The organism is Pseudomonas sp. CFBP13528, assembly GCF_005233615.1.
Taxonomy (GTDB): domain Bacteria; phylum Pseudomonadota; class Gammaproteobacteria; order Pseudomonadales; family Pseudomonadaceae; genus Aquipseudomonas; species Aquipseudomonas fluorescens_AM.
Window position 1 is genome coordinate 147,059 of record NZ_QGAJ01000010.1, and the last position, 15,746, is coordinate 162,804.

Sequence of the window (15,746 nt, forward strand, 5' to 3'; positions counted from 1 at the left end):
TCCCGAGCGGATTGGTAAGTCCTCTCTTTTACCCAATGAGTTTCATCCATTTGCGACTCCTCAGAGGTTGAGTTGAAAACAGAGCAAGTTTTATCAAAGATAGGCTAAGAGAAGTATCAAATTCTTCGGGGCCGTGACACCAAAAATCAGCTGGGAGTGTGGTGGCAAGCGGAGCGCGCAGGCCGAGAGGCCGAGGCGCGAGAATGGAAGCCCTACGGGCCAAGACGCCGCCCTGGCGGGGGGCTTGGTTTACGACAGCCGTCCCCGGCAGGGGCGCGCACCAAAACTAATGTCAATCAATCGCCGATCCACTGCTGCATTCGGATCGTAAGACATAGCGCTCCCAACGAGGCTTGATTGCAGTACCGGTACATACCAACATCAGGGCTTCAGCTTCCTAGTTTGGAGGACTTATGAGTCGTGATGACAAAGACACGGTGTACTGCAATGTTCAAATGCCGATGGCCAAGGGGAGGGAGCTTTCTCGGTTAGTAGGGGAGCTTAGAAAGTCAGGTGCTCATCCCGAGCTAGACTCAGTCTTTGAAGAAATACAGCACGAGCTGAGCTCGTCAATCGAGTTCGTGGAAGAGCAACTCTCCGGCGCAGGCGGATTTGGCCGGCGGTCACACTGAAATAGCTCAGCCACGAAGCCCGCGACCTTAAAAAGAGGTCAGGTGTCCGCATTAAGGAGGAGAACCTAATGTCTAGCGGTGCTGTTGATCAGAATCTGCGTGAGCGAGAGAAGATCAGGAGGAAAGCTTTGTGGGCGCTATCTGATCTTCTGCCAGGCGATCCCAAGGCCACTCCAGTCGTGTCTATGCTCGACGAAATCGCACGCCAGGATGAAGCCGACAGATTGCTGAGAGATGTAGCGAAAGTAGAGGATCTTCGCGACCTTGTCGTTACCGAACCTAGCTCGAGCGGCGTTCAAATTGTTCGTGAAGGGAGCATTCCGGAACCGTGGCGAGAGCGATTCCTCCAAGCGAGCATCGGATCGACTCGGGTTGAAACAGGCCCTTTCCTTGATGATTTTGAAAAATTTATTAATCTTTGGAAGCAGGAAAATCAGTGCTTAGAAGCGTACCGATTAGCTATCGGCAAAAAAATCTAGGAAAGCATCTCAAGTTTCTCGAAACGCATCCGTTTGTATTCACAAGAGCAAATATATAAGGCGTTTCCATGAAGCTTCATGCGACCTCAAAAGCATCTTCTGATTTTCGTCTTTGTAGAGAGTTCGAATGCTGGCGCGGACTAGATTTTGACGAGAAATACACATGCGCAATCGAAGTGCTACCGTCGGCGCGGATCATGATCGAGCTAGACATCGTGAAGCTCAGTGTCACTCCTGACGTCGCACAAGAGATTTCATCATGCCTGAGAGAAGCACTGGCTACTGGTGGTGAGGCAGGTGATCAAGCCGTAGGCGAAAATCGTCCGACTGGATTGTTCAAGGTTCGCAGATTGATTGGAATACGCGGCCATCAATACTCGGCTTCTAGCGAGATTGCGTTTGAAGATGCGAGCGAAGACGTCTGTGAGGAGTCACCCTCAGGCACCACGTCAATCGTGGTCTGCACAATTGAGGGCGGGGGTTATGAGTTGGTATTTCCTTTTATGTGTTACTCGTTCACTGAAGATGATGCGTTTTGGCTGAGCGAGGTCTTGCTTAGCGCCTGCCAAAAAATCACGAAGCCTTAAATCGAAAGATTTCCGCACAGAATGACTGCAATGACAACGTCACGAGGTTGAACAGCCAGGAACAAACTTCATCCATGCTGCCCGTACGCAATCAAGGCAGGTAGTATGCGCCCGGCGCAGCGGTTAAGAAAATGCTCAGCAGTTGTTATGGAGCCTCCATTTCATGGAAGTCGGCGCGAGCTACATAGAGGTGTTCGACTGCCACGTACGCCAGAGGGTCAGCTCGTGAGGTAAATACGAGCCTCGCTGGCGTCTGTTCGGTGGCGCAGGCGAGGATGAAAAGCAGGTCAGCCTACTCTCGATGAGGCTCCAAACTGGCTGGCCACCCGGTATCCCTATTTCTGAACCAGATCTTTGTACTTTTCTCGAGAGGCGAGAATCTGGTCTCTGAGCTCTTCAGGATCAATCCTCATCCCACCGCGAGGTGTTGTCTTGAGAGTTTTCAAACCGTTGGCTGCCTTGATGAAGGCTCGCTCCTCTGCCTGAATCCATTCAGGACGTTTGTCTTTCCAAAATGACCATGCCATTCGCTGAGCCTCGTTCCTGAGCGGATGAGACCAGTATGTGGCAGCAGAAAGAAATGTCCAAGCTAGGTGGTGACCTTGGTCATTATGTAAGCGGAGCGCGCAGACCTGGAAGGTCGAAGGCATGAGGATGGAAGCCCGCAGGGCCAAGACCCATCGATAGACGGGGCTTGGTTTACGACAGCCATCCCCCAGAGGGGCATGCCCCAAAAATAGGATCTAACGGTTATCGAACCGCGCGCTGATCGTTCTTACGAGAAGCTACACCCATGGCGTAAAGGTCATAAGTCTTTCGCAACAACAATTCGTCATCAGACGATACATGCGCATGAATGAAGACTGTCGACAAGAAACGCTTCCGTTCGCCATTGCCAATCTCAGACCAAACCCTCGGTTGCCCTTGAGCATCTGGGACTGCCAAGCGATCAAGAAGGTACTCTTCAAGGCTATGCAACCGCTGCAAGCCATCGATCAAAATATCGCTGCTCTCAGCCATCGCTCGCCCCGCACCCGAATCACACCACTCATTAGTGAGATAGCTTCCGAGATCCCCTCCAGACCACACAGAAACGATGAACCGAGCCTTTTGACCCAGATTCCATACTACTGGGCGATGCCAAGACGGAACTGGAATGCCCATTACGAACCCCGCAGCCCAAGGGTACTTCTCGTGAGCAACAGATGGCTCGACCAAGTGTTTTTCCCAGCGAGAAACGAGGACATCAATCGGATATTGGTTGGTGCTGGTTGCCAAAATTTGACGTGGCATTCGGAGGCTGGGATCTGAAATTTCGTCGTCCGCGTAGCGCTGAAATTTGGAAGTCATAAATGTCCCTGGAGGAGGGGAGTGCTAAAGGTGGACGAACCATTGGTGCGAATGAAATGACGCCGCCACTCATCAACGATTGAGATGATTAGTAAGTCACGCTCTATTGAGATTTCGATTTGCTCACCGTCGACCAGCGCTTGCGCATAGCCCTCAGCGAAGGCTGCAGCTCTGTCAAAGTCGGAAGGGGAGTCAGAGGACGCGATGTAGCTGACCAAGCGCTCCCACGCCCTGCGTTGACGATGCCCCTGGATGGTCTCGGCAAACGGCACGGCGCCTTTCAGGGAGCGTGAAAATGCGATCGTTGGTAGGTTCAAAACCGGTTTCTCTAGATGTCATAGATATGAAAAACGGTTCGTTTTGAGAAACCTTGAGCCCGATCGGAATATTTTTTCGAAAGCTTCCCCATCCATGATGTAGAGCTTCTGTTTCACATCGCCGCTTCTCCAAAGGGAAGGCGGAAAGTCATCCTTCAGCTCTCGATAATTCAGTGAGTGCTGAGGCTAGCGCCGTCGCCTGCTGAGGGGTGAACCTAAAGCGCGACTCATCGATTTTGATAGAAATTACGCCATTGGATTCTGTATCCAGAAGAACTGCGTAGCTGTTGTCATCGTCTATGACTTCACCCTCTGCAGCGCCGGGCCGAGTGAAGACGGCGAGCCTAATTTCGTCTGAGTCACCTTCGGGCGAACCATCCTTGAACGTGAAGAATCTGTTCGGCGGCATTTTTGTACTCATGGTCTCGATAGTCCTCAGAAAATATGTCGCATGATTATTTAAACGGAGGCGAAATTCGAAACTTGAGTGGTGGGATTAAAAAGACGTCTGCCTGAAAAGTAATTTTGCACAGCGCTAAAGTTTTGCTCGAAAAAATCCGTTTAAGTTTGTATTTCACGGAAAAGGGCTGAGTGGGCAATGTTGAAAGAGCATGATTCTGCAGAAATTGTTAGATTCAGGGCCGAACGCGCATTTTTATCTCATGAAAATGAGGGTGAGGGTGAGGAAGCTAGGTGGTTCGAGGCATCTGTTGAACTCGCAAATAGCCACATAAGGCTCGTCCTAGACGGGTCTGAATATGACTTCACTGCTCAGCAATGCGGGGCGCTAGCTGATGGGCTGTCGACCTTGGTAAAAACGCTCTATCAACGGAGCGCAATCCTCAGTGGTATCCCTAATCCGCAGAAATTGGATTTTGGTAAGCTATTTCACCAACTGATTCTTTCTCGTACTCAGTCCACACAGCAGGATTGGTTGTGCAACCACGGGTACGACTTGGACGGAATGTTCTTTGGAGCATCTGGATCGTTTCGCTATCCAGATTCGCAAAGCTATTTTCAGCTTTTCCTAGGGGTGAACGACGAGCTACTCGTACCGATTTTGGGCATCGAAGACAGAGTATTCACGTTCAGCGTGGAAGACGCTTCGTGGTTGGTTGAGCAGCTGTGCGTGGGAGGATACTTGCTAGTTCGTATTGAGAGGCCGTAAGAGAAGTAGCCTGCATCTGCATCGATAACTGAGCATGGCAAGCTCACGCTTGAAAAAACTCAACCCTTGCATGGAGTTGAAACTAATCGTGACACCGTCCAAGTTCGACGGATCCATGACTCGACCACAGGAAACGAACACGTCATTGACGACGGAGATGAATTTATCTTTCCATTCAACACTCTCAGGAATATCCCGAAAACTTGCACGGTGCAGGAATGGAGCAGGGTGGTAACGGCTGCTCTGCAGCTTGGGTGTCTTCTGTCACGTTGATGCCTCCGTTTTCACTCCGGAGATTCCGCCGGAGCAGGAAGCCCTTTATGGTGAAAGCGCCCACGACTGATGGGCGCTTATTCCTATGAGATGATAATTCAGAGAGCCAGCTTACGAGTCCATCCATGCACGGCGTAATCGAAGGTCACGATGGCTGCCGCTTCAGAAGCGACCTTGTGGAAGGTGTTGTCCTTGCTCGTGTCCCCGTAATCGCTGATGCCGCGTACCACCAAGACAGGCACATTCTGCTTTTCGCAGGCATCGAAAACGCCAAATGCTTCCATCTCGGCCACCACTGCTTTGTCGTGAAGCTCTTGGAAACTCTCGAAAAGATTTGGGTCTCGAATGAGTAATTCTCCAGAAGCAATGGTTGCTGGGGATACCTGCAGGCGGGCCGCAACCTCGCCGGCAGTGGATTCAGTCGGCATCGCGAACCCAAGTTCACTTGCACGTTGCTGCAGTCGATCAGGTAGGGAAGCGGTTGCGAAGTAAGCGTTTAGATCTTGCTGGGTGGAAAGCCCAGGTCGCGGCATGTCCGGTCGCGCCGCGATCTTGCCACCGGCGAGCGCCGCTGCCCCTTCGTAGTACACGACGCGCTCGGACAAAATGACCTCACCGAGGCACAGCTTTTTACGCCGGCCCGCTGCAATCCCCATCATCAGAACTTTTTTGGGCTTCAGCTCCGACAGGAGAAGAGTTGTAATGGCGGTTGCATTGACGTTACCAGCATTGCCCAGAGAAGCGATGGCGCAAGACAGTGGGCCATCTGCGCGCTGGATCGTAGCCGGCCAATAATGCACGCCGTGAGCGGTAAAGCGCGCTGGAACATCTTCGCCAATACCGAATACTTTTTTTGCAGCTGCCAATTCAATGGCAATGGCGGTGATGACCAGAAGGTCTGGAGACCGTGCCGCCTCCCGCGACTTGATTTCGTCTTGAAGCAGGCCAGTGGCAAGCTCGGCAATTTTATCCACGCCATAAATGGGCTCTTGGAGAGACATACTGTCGAGGCGTCTTTTTACCTGCTCGCCGGTAAAGGGGAACATAGAAAGGGGCTCTTTGAAGAAATTGGCTCGTAGGCCGAGCGCCCCTTCGCCATCTTCGCTAAAGCCACCGAGCTGCAAGTCAAAAGGCAGAATAGGTTGCTTGCGCTTGCGCATTTTGCGAGCACGGTCTGAAACACCCTTGCCTCCACCCAGCGCAATCATCGCCGTGGCGACTTCGACTTGTTCATCGCCGATGTTGCCGCCGGTAACCAAGTCGTCTTCGACGTAAAAGACTTCCGCGAAATCTTCAGCCGAGAGTCGGCGGATGAGCGTGCGCTGCTCTAGCGTCATCTTTTCCTGCATGGCCAATTGAGAGGTAACAATTTTCAACTGGCGGGCAGGGGGGCAACCAGCCAACAGCTTTTCCGCCTCGTACACAACCGTCCAATCGAAGGTCAGCGGGTCACCAGCCTCATTGATAGGTAGGCCAGCCAGGTAGACTACTAGGCCTCCTTTTGCGGCCAATACGCCTTTTGTCACCGCGCGAGTGAAGTCGTGCGCAAGGTCGATCGAGGCCTTCTCTGTCTTTTTCGAGATACTGCCCGCAATCAGAATGAATTCATTTTCAAGGTTTGCCATGGTGACAATTCCGGTAGCTGAGGTGTTAAGTGTTGGCTAATTTTTTATGGGTTAATACTGGAGCAGTGCCCTAATCTCGTCCCTGCTTTTGAGGGCGAGCTGAATGACTTCGGGCTTCTGGCCAGCCTGATCGTCATTCAGGTTAAGCTGGAACAGCAGGTACAAAAGCAGCGCTCGACGGCATTTGACATGCATCTCACCCTGCTCCATGAGGAAGTCGGCCTCAATCAGTTGGCGCTGCGCGGGGCTAAGACCAGGGTGTGGGACAAGAACCACATCTACAATGGTATTCCAGGCGTGGTCTTCATCAGAGCGATCCTGATCTTGCCCACCATATTTGCAATGCTTGATACGGGTCAGAGAGAAGTCCCGGAAGGCCTGACGTTTGTGGCAATAAGCCCGGACGTGCCAGCGGTTTCCGTCATGTACCAAGGCATGAGGAGATAGTCGCCGCTCTCCACCTTTAGGGTCTGTAAGTGACTGATAGAAGACCTCTACGTAACCCTTTTCGCGAATCGCGCGCAGGATCTCCCCAACAACGTCTGCGTTGAGGCGACGGCCCAGTTTGGGTACGGCGGCTACAGGGGACTGCCAACCCAGAAAGTTTCCATATGGGATTTCTGGCTGCACGGCCACGCGAAGCAAATCATCCAGGTAGCGCTCGACCGAGGTAGATCGGAAAACCGCTTTGAATGTATCGGTGGCCCTATAAACCCTCGCTCGGGTGTCGTACTCCAGGTTGTTCTCGGCAAGCTTGCCGTACTCAGTGATATCCAATGATGCCTGTGGCACCGATATTCCGAAGAAGTCAGTGAGGCTGCTTCGGTTGATCTGACCATCCCACCGCAGTCGATAGTCGATAAATTCCAACCGGCGTTCCTGTCCCCAACGTGCTCCTTGCCGTCCCTTGCTGCTGGGTTGGTCGTCCGTGGGTATGGATTCGTTTGTCATGATCGAACCTTGATAGCGTATAAAAACTAGACTGCATATAAAAACTATGCGTATAGTAATCATACGCTAGCGTCCTGGAGTTCGCAATTTTCCTGGCCGTATCTTTCGGAGGGTGCAGGACGTTCGAGCCGCAGGAAGCCGTAGGGGCAATTTGGGCATAGCGCGCGAGTTGCTGCGCCATCTCGTCCGTCGGCATGTGGTTGAGCCGCTGGTAGGGAGGCTTTGCGATTAACACATTTCCATGAGGGAGCGGCAGATGCCACTTACCAACACTCAGATCAAGTATTACGACAGTAACGTGCTGCGCCTGCCAAAGGACAAGCGGGAGACCTACAACGCTCAGGTCGACCGCCTAATCGCAGCGCTGAAGGACAGCCTGAAAAACCAGGACAAAATCACCATCAAGAAGGTGGTGAAGGCCGGATCTTTTGCCAAGCACACTATCCTGCGGCCTAACTCCCAGTTTCCAGCCGACGTTGACGTGGTCTTCTACATCAGCGGGCAGAAGGTCGATGAGGAAACCTTCGGGACACTGAGCCAGAAAATCTACGATGCGCTGATCAAGCTGTACCCGAACAAATCTGTTGAAGACTTCGAAATCCAGCGTAAGGCAGCCAAGGTCACCTTCGTAGGTACGGGACTTGAGGTCGACATCGTTCCGGTCATCGAAAACCCAAACAAGGAGGGCTACGGCTGGCAGTTCGACCGTGTCGATGGCACGAAAACCGAGACCTGCGCGCCATGCCAAGTGAAGTTCGTAAAGGATCGAAAGGATGAGGATCCGGACTTCCGCACCCTTGTGCGTATGGCCAAGCAGTGGCGCAGCTGGAAGGGCGTTCCTCTGAAGTCTTTCCACATTGAGCTGATTATGGCCCACGTGCTTGAAGTGAACGGGAAGGCTGGCCTGCTTGAGAAACGCTTCCGTGACTTCCTTCTGTACATCGCGGAGTCCGGGCTGAAGGAGGTCATCAAGTTCCCCGAGAACGGATGGGTCTCTCAATTCTCTGATACGGTCGTGATCATCGACCCGGTTTGCGATACGAACAACGTCGCGAGCCGTATTACAGAGGAAGAGCGAAAAGAGATCGTTCAGCTCGCTCAGGAGTCCTGGGAAACCGCGCACTTTGCATCGATTGAAGATGATATTGAGGTGTGGAAAGAGCTGTTCGGCAAGGGCCTCAAGGTGGAGGGCGCAGCATGAGCTCTACCTCTACCCAAACCAGCACCTTCACCACGACTGATATTGAAGCGGTCATGCGGCGTATCACGGCTGACCTCGTGATGATCGCTTCCAGCAGCGGCGCGATCACCGAAGCCGAGGCTCGTGAGTGGGGACATGACATTGAGGTTTTGGCCAAGTACGGCTACCTCGAGTATGTCGATGTCACCCTGTTGAGCTACGGAGTCGAGTACAAGGCTGCGCGTTTCTACGTCAATGAGTCAGGCTCGCTTGCGAACCAGCGGCCAGGAAATGCCCTCTGGCCAAGACTCTCGAGCCCAAAGCTGCGGATCGTTCTCGGCACCACTGACGCCTACGATTCAAAAGCTCAAGAAAATATGGCCAGCAAAATGAAAGGCAGTTGGTCGACCAATTACGCGGATATTTCTCACTTCCAGCTGACCCAGAGTGGTGGGCGTGAATACTCTAGCAATGGCTTTGGCATGGAACGTAAGGACTACACCCGATGAGCACAACCTCCGTTTTTGACTCGGCCATTGAGCTGCCGGACATCCAGCTGACTGATCGCGAGAAAAGGTTGCTCGGGTTTTCTGGCCGCTATGAACGTGTGCAGAACCAGCTCCAGCTGCTGCTGAACCAGGGCCAGTTGTCCGAGTGGAGCAAGCAGCATCATAAAAATGTGCTGCCGATCTGCAACCTCGTAGCCGATCAGTATCCCCTGGTGATCTTCCATGGCGACGTTGGTACCGGGAAAACCGCAACAGCGGAGTGCATTGCTAACCGTATAGTCCTGGATTCGCGCGCTGAGGACTCGGTTCTGTTCAAGCTGAGCAACCGCGTTCGTGGTTCCGGTAAGGTCGGCGAGATGGGCACTCTCTTGACCCAGGCTTTCGCGGAAGTCGCCGAGGCAGCGGGTAAGAAGCGCCGGGCAATTCTGATTATTGACGAGGGTGACTCGATCGCAGCCTCCCGGTCGCAAAGCCATAGCCACCACGAAGACAAGGTGGCAGTGAACACCTTGATCCAAGGCGTAGATGAATTGCGCAAGTACGGCGGCCGAATCGTGGTGATCTTGTGCACCAACCGGCTCTCCGTTCTTGACGCAGCGCTTCGTCGTCGTGCAGCTATCGTTGAAGAGTTTACTCGGCCCGATATCGCTGAGCGGAAGGAGCTGTTCAGCATGGACTTGGCAGGCATGGGCCTTTCTGACAAGCAACTGGCTGAGCTGGCTACTGTCACTGGTGAGCGCAACGGTCAGCCCGTATGGACTTATTCAGATATTCGGACTCGTTTGTATCCTACTGCGATGGCAAAGGCTTTCCCGAATAGGCCGCTGACCTTCCAAGATCTGACTGACTCGATTCTGTCTATGCGGCCGTCTCCAGTGATGGAAGATAAGTAATCGACCAAGACCATGGTCGGTGAATGGTTCGATGGGGCAGGGGCGAGCTGCCTTCTCTCCCATCGAATTTGCCTGCCGATCATTTCCAGCATTTTGGTGTCTGGTAATGGACGCTGTGGTTGCCAGCCTGGCAACTGCTCAAACGGGGTAACTATGAACGCCGACAAAGAAATTTTCGTTTCCGTAGATATTGAGGCTTCAGGCCCAATTCCCGGGAAGTACAGCATGCTGTCAATCGGGGCGTGCTTGACCGCAAACCCGGAGGAGCAGTTTTCTTGCTGCCTGAAACCGATCTCTGAAGAATTCGTTCCTGCAGCTCTGGAGGTGACGGGCTTGTCCTTGGATAAGCTGCGTAAAGAGGGCTTGGAGCCCACTGAGGCGATGTCACAGTTCAAGGCTTGGGTTGAGTCTCTTGCCGGTGCAGACCAGTCGGTAGTCTTCGTGGGCTTCAATGCATCCTTCGATTGGAGCTTCGTGAATTACTACTTCCACCAGTACCTCGGTGAGAACCCATTTGGCATTGCAGCGTTGGACATCAAATCGATGTTCTTCGGTACTGCCCAGTGCACCTGGAAATCAACTCGGTCGAGTGAGATTGAAAAGGTCGTTAGCCCTGAAACGTCTGGCAATCACGATGCGCTGGACGATGCCGTGTATCAGGCAGAGCTATTCAATTTGATTCGAGAAAAGCTGGTCGCTAGCAAATGCTCGTAGATCTTTGTGGGTGGATTGCCAAGCACCTTACCGTTACCACCTTGGCTTGAGGGTTTAGCCGGTGATCAGGATGCGCCATGGTGGTTGCTGAAGTTGGGATTAACACTGAAATAGTGTATCTCTGGAAAATGGATGGACGAGTGGAAATAGCAGTGGGTGTGATTGAGCCGTTAGACGGTGTGCGTTTGTTGGCCGCTTACCGTTGAATAGGTGGTATCACTGCAAAAGAGGGTTCCATGTGCACAATCGACAGTACCAATATCGCGGTATACAACCACCTCATCAAGGTCGCTAAGGAGATTGCGCTGACCAATCCAAAAGGCCTTCCAGATTTAATCCGCGCAATCCTGAGGCCGCTTCAGTCCGAACATCTGCTAGCTGTGGCTGAACGTGGCCAAGACGCGCTACCAAACCTTGATGGTGCTTGGTTCTTTGGATCAGCCGTGCGCGACAGATTGTTTTCCACCTCTGGATCTCGCTGGCTTGGCCGATCACTTCCCCCAAATCAGTACATCCTCAAGCTTTCCCGGGATATCGTGCTTCCATGGCCATGGAGTCTCCGAGGTTACGTTTCAGCTCTGGCGACTATTGGTTCCGCCAAAGCACCCGTCGTCATGAGCCAGACATCTACTAGGCCCTACAGCCGTGACTATCAAGGCCCATGGGTTCAGGACGATAATCATCGTGTGCATCTTTGGTTACCTTGGGGTATCGGCTTTGTATACGGAGGGAATCACTCGATCGCTGCAGGGATTTTGGCTGGAGAGGGTGAGGTCATCCCCGAAAAGGTGTACGACATGAGTCACCTCCTGGACTGCCTTCATTGCGACGGGGCGTATTTCTACCAAACTGACACTGGAGAGAAGGTCGAGGCTGTTACCGACGCAAGGCGCGCCGCAGTTTTTGAGATCGGTAGGCTTATTGGTGCACAACACTCGTGAAGGATGCATTGAAACCATCGAGAATCACCGCGTGGGCTTGATCGCCTACCGCTGTAGACATCACGATGAAAGTAATAAAAGATTGCCCTGTCCAGATTCTGCTTAGCATGCCAATGGGCAGGATTCCTGAAATACGTAGTGCTGAGCCACTGGCCTGGAAGCATCCATCCAAGATGGAGTACTGCTCAAATATGACCTTGAAAAGTGTGGCGAAACAGCTCTGGGGGGGGGCGACGCCTCGTTCATTAACGAACGCAAACGGCCTGACATTGTGGTGCTGCCAGACCGATCCACTTTGCAACTGGTGGGCATCGAACAGTTCGCCCCCCAAGATACGTTAGTCGTCCAGATGCAAAATATTCTGCTGATCGAGCTCAAGAAAGGTGGCTTCAAACTCAATCGGCAGGAGGTCAGCCAGGCAGACGGGTATGTTCAGGACATCGCAGGCTCTGGCTTCGTTAATGGCTCTCCGTTCATTACGGCTTGGGTCGTGGGACAGTCGATCGCGGCCGGGGTGGGTACGTCCAAAACTGTGGGTGATGAATCCCGTAAGTATGGCCAAGTGCGGGCCACCACTTATGGCGCCTCAGTGAGTACGGCTAATCTTCGCCTGATGCGCTTAAGGAAAACTCCGGAGGACAGGTACGACAATCTCACCACGGACACGCTACTGGCCAAGATATTATCGACGCAGGAGCAGGGCAACCTCGACTTGGTCACATGCAACTCTGATGGCGCAACGGATGAGGCAATAAATGAAGCTGTTTGATCAGAAGCTCAGGCCATTTGCATGGCCGTGAGCCTTGTGAGCAGCCGGAAAAGTTGAGCCGCTGTGAAGCCATGGAATGTGGGTTTATCCAGTAAGGAGTTTCCATGCTACAAGCTGCGACCGGAAAGTTGTTCACGAATCGCGAAAACCCACGCCGGCAAGATCTCAAAGGTGTGATTTATAGCAACCTAGATCTTGGTGCGATTGATCGATTAAGTACAAGGGTTGGAACCTTGGTCAATCTGGAGTCATCCCGTACCCCTGCGGCATTAGGTTATGAGATGACCGAGTATATGGAGGCGGCTGATCCCGCCCCAGGAGTACTCGTTTCCCGCGCAATGGCTGCTTACATTGATGACTTCGCGGACGTAGCCTCTTTCAGCCTGCAGGTGATCTTCTCACCAGATGTTCATATTGCCGAGCGCTTACTGTACCAGCGGCAAAGGCCTGGAAACCGTTCTCCCAGTGAACGGCTAGCACGATTTTATGATAAATCAGTCAGGGCTACTGAATCCGAAATGCAGGCATTCGAACAGTTTGCGGATCAGTTGATTGACTTGCCGCGCGCCAACTACCTTGCTGTGATCCAGGCAATCCGAACGTACGTGGCCGCAGTCCACCGAATGGGTGATGACCTCAACCTGGCCTACACCCTGTTGGTTATGTGCGTTGAATCACTGGCTCAGAAATTCGATGGCCACGAACCGAAATGGGTCGATCTTCCTGATCAAAAGCGAGCCGGGGTGGATGAGGCACTCCTCAGCGTCAGCGAAGAAGACTCGCAAAAGGTCAGGGACGCAGTACTGGAAGTCATACATCCGCGACTTGGGTTTAGATTTGTGCAATTCATCCTGGCTCACCTGCCAGCGGACTACTTCTCGGTTCAGGCCGACGCACAGAAACATCCAATAGGTCGTCGCGACTTGGAGGCGGCCTTGCAAAACCTCTACGGTGTCCGCTCCAGCTACGTTCATACGCTCAAACCTCTCACTAAAGAATTCATCCATTTCGCTAGCCACAGAGAAACCTGGGAGGACGACGGGAAGCTCACCTTCACATTTCAGGGATTGTTCCGGTTAGTACGGGCAGTGATCATTGAGTTTGTGCGCAAAGCTCCAAAGATCGAGCATGAGCCATGCAATTACGAGTGGGACAACCCCAACCTCATAAGGCTCAGGGTCGCCCCCCAGTATTGGGTCTACGACCCTTCCGGATTTGAAGCTCAATCGTCGCGGCGATACCTTCAAGGTTTGGTGGAGCTGCTCGACGAGTGTCTGGTCGAATACCCCAATCGCAAACTCCACGGGCTGAGCCACATTATCGACAAGGGGCTGAGCATTCAGCCCCAAATGAATGAAGCGCAGAATGTGCCGTTTCTTGCCCTATGGTGGTTGTCCAACGTCTACCTGGGACACGACCCTGCGAGGAGGACGCATACCTCGAAGGAGGTGGAGATGTTGAACAAACCGAGTGTGGATTCCCTGATCACCCAGGCCCTGTTGGGCAGTGACTCGGAATGGAAACCCGCTATTCATCAGCTACAGCTGGATCGCTATTACAAGCAGCGTTACAAGAGCAGTGGCATCAGGGTGCCGGCGAATGTAGAAGCCTGCATGGCCCTTACATTGGCCGAACGGCATAGGAAAGCGGGTCACATATCCTCAGCTCATGGCGCGCTGACTTCGGCCGTTGAGAACTTTCCGCATCTCATCCAGCTTCGTACTTTGGCGGCCGATTTCGATCCAAGCACCCCCATCGCGTGGCTTTCGATCATCTATCCCGGCATCACCATGCAGCGGGCAACTCTCGAATGCATTGGCTTGTGAAAAGCGAGTAAGCAGGGAGCTGCGAGTATTCGTTTGCCCACACAGTGGCCCCTCGCGCGAAGCTTAAACAGTTGCCTTCCTCAGCTATCTCTCGTAGGTCTCACCGCCGGTGCTGATCTTGTAGATAGTTTCCGAGTAAGGCAGGCGAGCGAGGATAGTAGTAGCCTGCACCACTCCCGCCATAGTCATCCCTCTACACATGAGGCTCACATAGCCCTGGATGCGAACGCACATGGCATCAGCACTATCAATGAAATTCGTTTTGTTGAGGCGGAGCATGATGACTGTCCTGCCCTCGGGTACTGCTCCAATCGGGGGCACGGCGAATATCGTAATCTGGGTGTACACGAGCAAACAGAGAAGCGCGATGCCCGCTGTAATTAAGACCTTCTTCATATGGGAGACTCCTGTCTCGGATTCAGTCTATGCGCTTAACGATGCCGAACCGGCCGTCTTTAAAATCGCCGGCACGGAGGACATTGGGGGCAGATTGGTCGCAGCTGTACGTCGAGTAGCTCACAGGGGGGTTACCAAATCGATCTGAGCTACGATCCGCGCAACCTGAAGATGACGCAACAATGTATAGCGGCTTGGTTATCGCCTCATTTGGGACTTGGAGTCCCAAGGAGAACCTAATACTTGCCTTGTGAGCAAAATCATTCGCGTCGTCGTGGTAATTACCCAGGAACGTCGCATAGCTGCTCCAACTGACGAATTCGAAACCCATGACGCCCAACCGTTTGAGCTCGCCGCCGTTTGATGCGTAAACAACGAGAGGCGCCAGCCGAGGGTCTTTGCTCTTAGACGAGTATGTCACTTTCGCCGTGATGTACTTGGAGCCGCGTTCGGCAGATCGGTACTCATACTCATCACCGTGATTGTTAAAGCTCCACTGCTCGGTAATTTGGGCTGACTGGAGCGAGACAGAGCTGTCATCGGCTGCGAATGAGGCTTTCACCGGAATAGCTTTCATGCCGAGCGCCGCCAGCCGATGCGCCTCTTGTTCCTTGGCCTCACGATCCTTGACCATTTTCTGCAGGAAACTGCTTCCGGTTTCTGCTTCAGCGGAGTCTGGGTAGCGCGACGTCAACGACGCCAAGGCTACTCTAGTGGCAGCTTCGTCTTCGCTGTCGGAAGCCCTTCTTACCTGAGCCAGCAATACGGCGGGTGTTTCTTTAAGGGCCGTATTTTCCTGCTCAAGCTTCGCGATTTTGCCTTTAGCGGCGGTAATTTCTGCCTGCAAGGATTTGACGTCCGAGCGAAGGCCTTCAGCCTCCTTCTTGTATACCTCACCGCCATCTCCACATCCCGTAAGCGAAAGGGCCAGGCAGCTGAACAGTAAATCCTTTCTCAAAATGCACTCCTTTTGACCAATAGCCCGTTTCCGTTAGCGAGAATGGCAATCTACCATCATGCCTTAATCACTGAAATGGGGGGGCAGGCCTAGTTTGAGCTTTTCACGAAGAAGTATAAGTGACAGGCCGCCGCTAACGACTATGCCCGGCCGACTTGCGCCACTCTTGGCTAGCAGG

At 53.0% G+C, this 15,746-nt stretch carries 19 protein-coding genes; 11 read left to right on the forward strand and 8 right to left on the reverse strand.

The window, feature by feature from the left end:
* Positions 1–413: 413 nt before the first annotated feature.
* The 3 genes from PspCFBP13528_RS27925 (at position 414) to PspCFBP13528_RS18755 (ending at position 1,698) form a co-directional block, all read left to right on the forward strand.
* Positions 414–632, forward strand: coding sequence for a hypothetical protein (locus tag PspCFBP13528_RS27925; RefSeq protein ID WP_137201201.1), 219 nt, complete (start codon positions 414–416; stop codon positions 630–632).
* Positions 633–700: 68 nt separating this feature from the next.
* Positions 701–1,111, forward strand: coding sequence for a hypothetical protein (locus PspCFBP13528_RS18750; protein WP_137201202.1), 411 nt, complete (start codon positions 701–703; stop codon positions 1,109–1,111).
* A gap of 68 nt (positions 1,112–1,179) precedes the next feature.
* Positions 1,180–1,698, forward strand: coding sequence for a hypothetical protein (locus tag PspCFBP13528_RS18755; RefSeq protein WP_137201203.1), 519 nt, complete (start codon positions 1,180–1,182; stop codon positions 1,696–1,698).
* A 335-nt stretch (positions 1,699–2,033) separates the two neighbouring features.
* Here PspCFBP13528_RS18755 and PspCFBP13528_RS18760 read toward each other — a convergent pair whose 3' ends face one another.
* The 4 genes from PspCFBP13528_RS18760 to PspCFBP13528_RS18775 form a co-directional block, all read right to left on the reverse strand.
* Positions 2,034–2,225, reverse strand: a complete 192-nt coding sequence (locus PspCFBP13528_RS18760; protein WP_137201204.1) for a hypothetical protein — start codon at positions 2,223–2,225, stop codon at positions 2,034–2,036.
* A gap of 223 nt (positions 2,226–2,448) precedes the next feature.
* Positions 2,449–3,048: a hypothetical protein gene (locus PspCFBP13528_RS18765; protein ID WP_137201205.1), complete on the reverse strand. Its 600-nt coding sequence runs from the start codon at positions 3,046–3,048 to the stop codon at positions 2,449–2,451.
* Positions 3,045–3,365, reverse strand: coding sequence for a hypothetical protein (locus PspCFBP13528_RS18770; RefSeq protein ID WP_178084444.1), 321 nt, complete (start codon positions 3,363–3,365; stop codon positions 3,045–3,047). The genes PspCFBP13528_RS18765 and PspCFBP13528_RS18770 overlap by 4 nt, the downstream gene beginning before the upstream one ends.
* 148 nt (positions 3,366–3,513) lie before the next feature.
* Entirely contained in the window at positions 3,514–3,786 is a 273-nt protein-coding gene (locus PspCFBP13528_RS18775; protein ID WP_137201206.1) for a hypothetical protein, read from the reverse strand.
* 177 nt (positions 3,787–3,963) lie between these two features.
* Here PspCFBP13528_RS18775 and PspCFBP13528_RS18780 point away from each other — a divergent pair, with 177 nt between their 5' ends.
* On the forward strand, positions 3,964–4,533 hold the full coding sequence (locus PspCFBP13528_RS18780; RefSeq protein ID WP_137201207.1) for a hypothetical protein: 570 nt from the start codon (positions 3,964–3,966) through the stop codon (positions 4,531–4,533).
* 371 nt (positions 4,534–4,904) lie between these two features.
* Here PspCFBP13528_RS18780 and PspCFBP13528_RS18785 read toward each other — a convergent pair whose 3' ends face one another.
* Positions 4,905–6,431, reverse strand: a complete 1,527-nt coding sequence (locus tag PspCFBP13528_RS18785; protein ID WP_137201208.1) for a 5'-methylthioadenosine/S-adenosylhomocysteine nucleosidase — start codon at positions 6,429–6,431, stop codon at positions 4,905–4,907.
* Between the two features lie 51 nt (positions 6,432–6,482).
* A complete protein-coding gene (locus PspCFBP13528_RS18790; RefSeq protein ID WP_137201209.1) occupies positions 6,483–7,301 on the reverse strand; it encodes a WYL domain-containing protein in 819 nt (272 codons plus the stop codon).
* A 337-nt stretch (positions 7,302–7,638) separates the two neighbouring features.
* On the opposite strand from PspCFBP13528_RS18790, the gene PspCFBP13528_RS18795 reads away from it, so the two are divergent.
* The 7 genes from PspCFBP13528_RS18795 to PspCFBP13528_RS18825 all read left to right on the forward strand — a co-directional run bounded on the left by PspCFBP13528_RS18795 (position 7,639) and on the right by PspCFBP13528_RS18825 (position 14,214).
* Positions 7,639–8,583, forward strand: coding sequence for a CBASS oligonucleotide cyclase (locus tag PspCFBP13528_RS18795; protein WP_137201210.1), 945 nt, complete (start codon positions 7,639–7,641; stop codon positions 8,581–8,583).
* The gene (locus PspCFBP13528_RS18800; protein WP_137201211.1) at positions 8,580–9,071 is read left to right on the forward strand and encodes a hypothetical protein; all 492 of its coding nucleotides are present in this window, start codon (positions 8,580–8,582) and stop codon (positions 9,069–9,071) included. Before PspCFBP13528_RS18795 ends, PspCFBP13528_RS18800 begins: the two co-directional genes overlap by 4 nt.
* Complete coding sequence (locus PspCFBP13528_RS18805) at positions 9,068–9,964, forward strand: ATP-binding protein (RefSeq protein ID WP_137201212.1); 897 nt, start codon at positions 9,068–9,070, stop codon at positions 9,962–9,964. The genes PspCFBP13528_RS18800 and PspCFBP13528_RS18805 overlap by 4 nt, the downstream gene beginning before the upstream one ends.
* Positions 9,965–10,117: 153 nt before the next feature.
* Complete coding sequence (locus tag PspCFBP13528_RS18810; RefSeq protein ID WP_137201213.1) at positions 10,118–10,678, forward strand: 3'-5' exonuclease; 561 nt, start codon at positions 10,118–10,120, stop codon at positions 10,676–10,678.
* 236 nt (positions 10,679–10,914) lie between these two features.
* The gene (locus PspCFBP13528_RS18815; protein WP_137201214.1) at positions 10,915–11,619 is read left to right on the forward strand and encodes a DUF6710 family protein; all 705 of its coding nucleotides are present in this window, start codon (positions 10,915–10,917) and stop codon (positions 11,617–11,619) included.
* A 271-nt stretch (positions 11,620–11,890) separates the two neighbouring features.
* Positions 11,891–12,388, forward strand: a complete 498-nt coding sequence (locus PspCFBP13528_RS18820; RefSeq protein ID WP_241669120.1) for a hypothetical protein — start codon at positions 11,891–11,893, stop codon at positions 12,386–12,388.
* Between the two features lie 104 nt (positions 12,389–12,492).
* Entirely contained in the window at positions 12,493–14,214 is a 1,722-nt protein-coding gene (locus PspCFBP13528_RS18825; protein ID WP_137201215.1) for a hypothetical protein, read from the forward strand.
* Positions 14,215–14,298: 84 nt separating this feature from the next.
* Here the strand turns inward: PspCFBP13528_RS18825 and PspCFBP13528_RS18830 are convergent, their stop codons facing one another.
* A complete protein-coding gene (locus PspCFBP13528_RS18830; RefSeq protein WP_137201216.1) occupies positions 14,299–14,610 on the reverse strand; it encodes a hypothetical protein in 312 nt (103 codons plus the stop codon).
* Between the two features lie 22 nt (positions 14,611–14,632).
* The gene (locus tag PspCFBP13528_RS18835) at positions 14,633–15,568 is read right to left on the reverse strand and encodes a hypothetical protein (protein WP_137201217.1); all 936 of its coding nucleotides are present in this window, start codon (positions 15,566–15,568) and stop codon (positions 14,633–14,635) included.
* Positions 15,569–15,746: the final 178 nt, after the last annotated feature.

Coding starts and splice junctions, on each gene's coding strand:
- PspCFBP13528_RS18765 (WP_137201205.1), bottom strand. CDS start 3,048: ATGACTTCCAAATTTCAGCGCTACGCGGACGACGAAATTTCAGATCCC.
- PspCFBP13528_RS18785 (WP_137201208.1), bottom strand. CDS start 6,431: ATGGCAAACCTTGAAAATGAATTCATTCTGATTGCGGGCAGTATCTCG.
- PspCFBP13528_RS18805 (WP_137201212.1), top strand. CDS start 9,068: ATGAGCACAACCTCCGTTTTTGACTCGGCCATTGAGCTGCCGGACATC.
- PspCFBP13528_RS18795 (WP_137201210.1), top strand. CDS start 7,639: ATGCCACTTACCAACACTCAGATCAAGTATTACGACAGTAACGTGCTG.
- PspCFBP13528_RS18800 (WP_137201211.1), top strand. CDS start 8,580: ATGAGCTCTACCTCTACCCAAACCAGCACCTTCACCACGACTGATATT.
- PspCFBP13528_RS18830 (WP_137201216.1), bottom strand. CDS start 14,610: ATGAAGAAGGTCTTAATTACAGCGGGCATCGCGCTTCTCTGTTTGCTC.
- PspCFBP13528_RS27925 (WP_137201201.1), top strand. CDS start 414: ATGAGTCGTGATGACAAAGACACGGTGTACTGCAATGTTCAAATGCCG.
- PspCFBP13528_RS18775 (WP_137201206.1), bottom strand. CDS start 3,786: ATGAGTACAAAAATGCCGCCGAACAGATTCTTCACGTTCAAGGATGGT.
- PspCFBP13528_RS18780 (WP_137201207.1), top strand. CDS start 3,964: ATGTTGAAAGAGCATGATTCTGCAGAAATTGTTAGATTCAGGGCCGAA.
- PspCFBP13528_RS18815 (WP_137201214.1), top strand. CDS start 10,915: ATGTGCACAATCGACAGTACCAATATCGCGGTATACAACCACCTCATC.
- PspCFBP13528_RS18810 (WP_137201213.1), top strand. CDS start 10,118: ATGAACGCCGACAAAGAAATTTTCGTTTCCGTAGATATTGAGGCTTCA.
- PspCFBP13528_RS18750 (WP_137201202.1), top strand. CDS start 701: ATGTCTAGCGGTGCTGTTGATCAGAATCTGCGTGAGCGAGAGAAGATC.
- PspCFBP13528_RS18825 (WP_137201215.1), top strand. CDS start 12,493: ATGCTACAAGCTGCGACCGGAAAGTTGTTCACGAATCGCGAAAACCCA.
- PspCFBP13528_RS18760 (WP_137201204.1), bottom strand. CDS start 2,225: ATGGCATGGTCATTTTGGAAAGACAAACGTCCTGAATGGATTCAGGCA.
- PspCFBP13528_RS18755 (WP_137201203.1), top strand. CDS start 1,180: ATGAAGCTTCATGCGACCTCAAAAGCATCTTCTGATTTTCGTCTTTGT.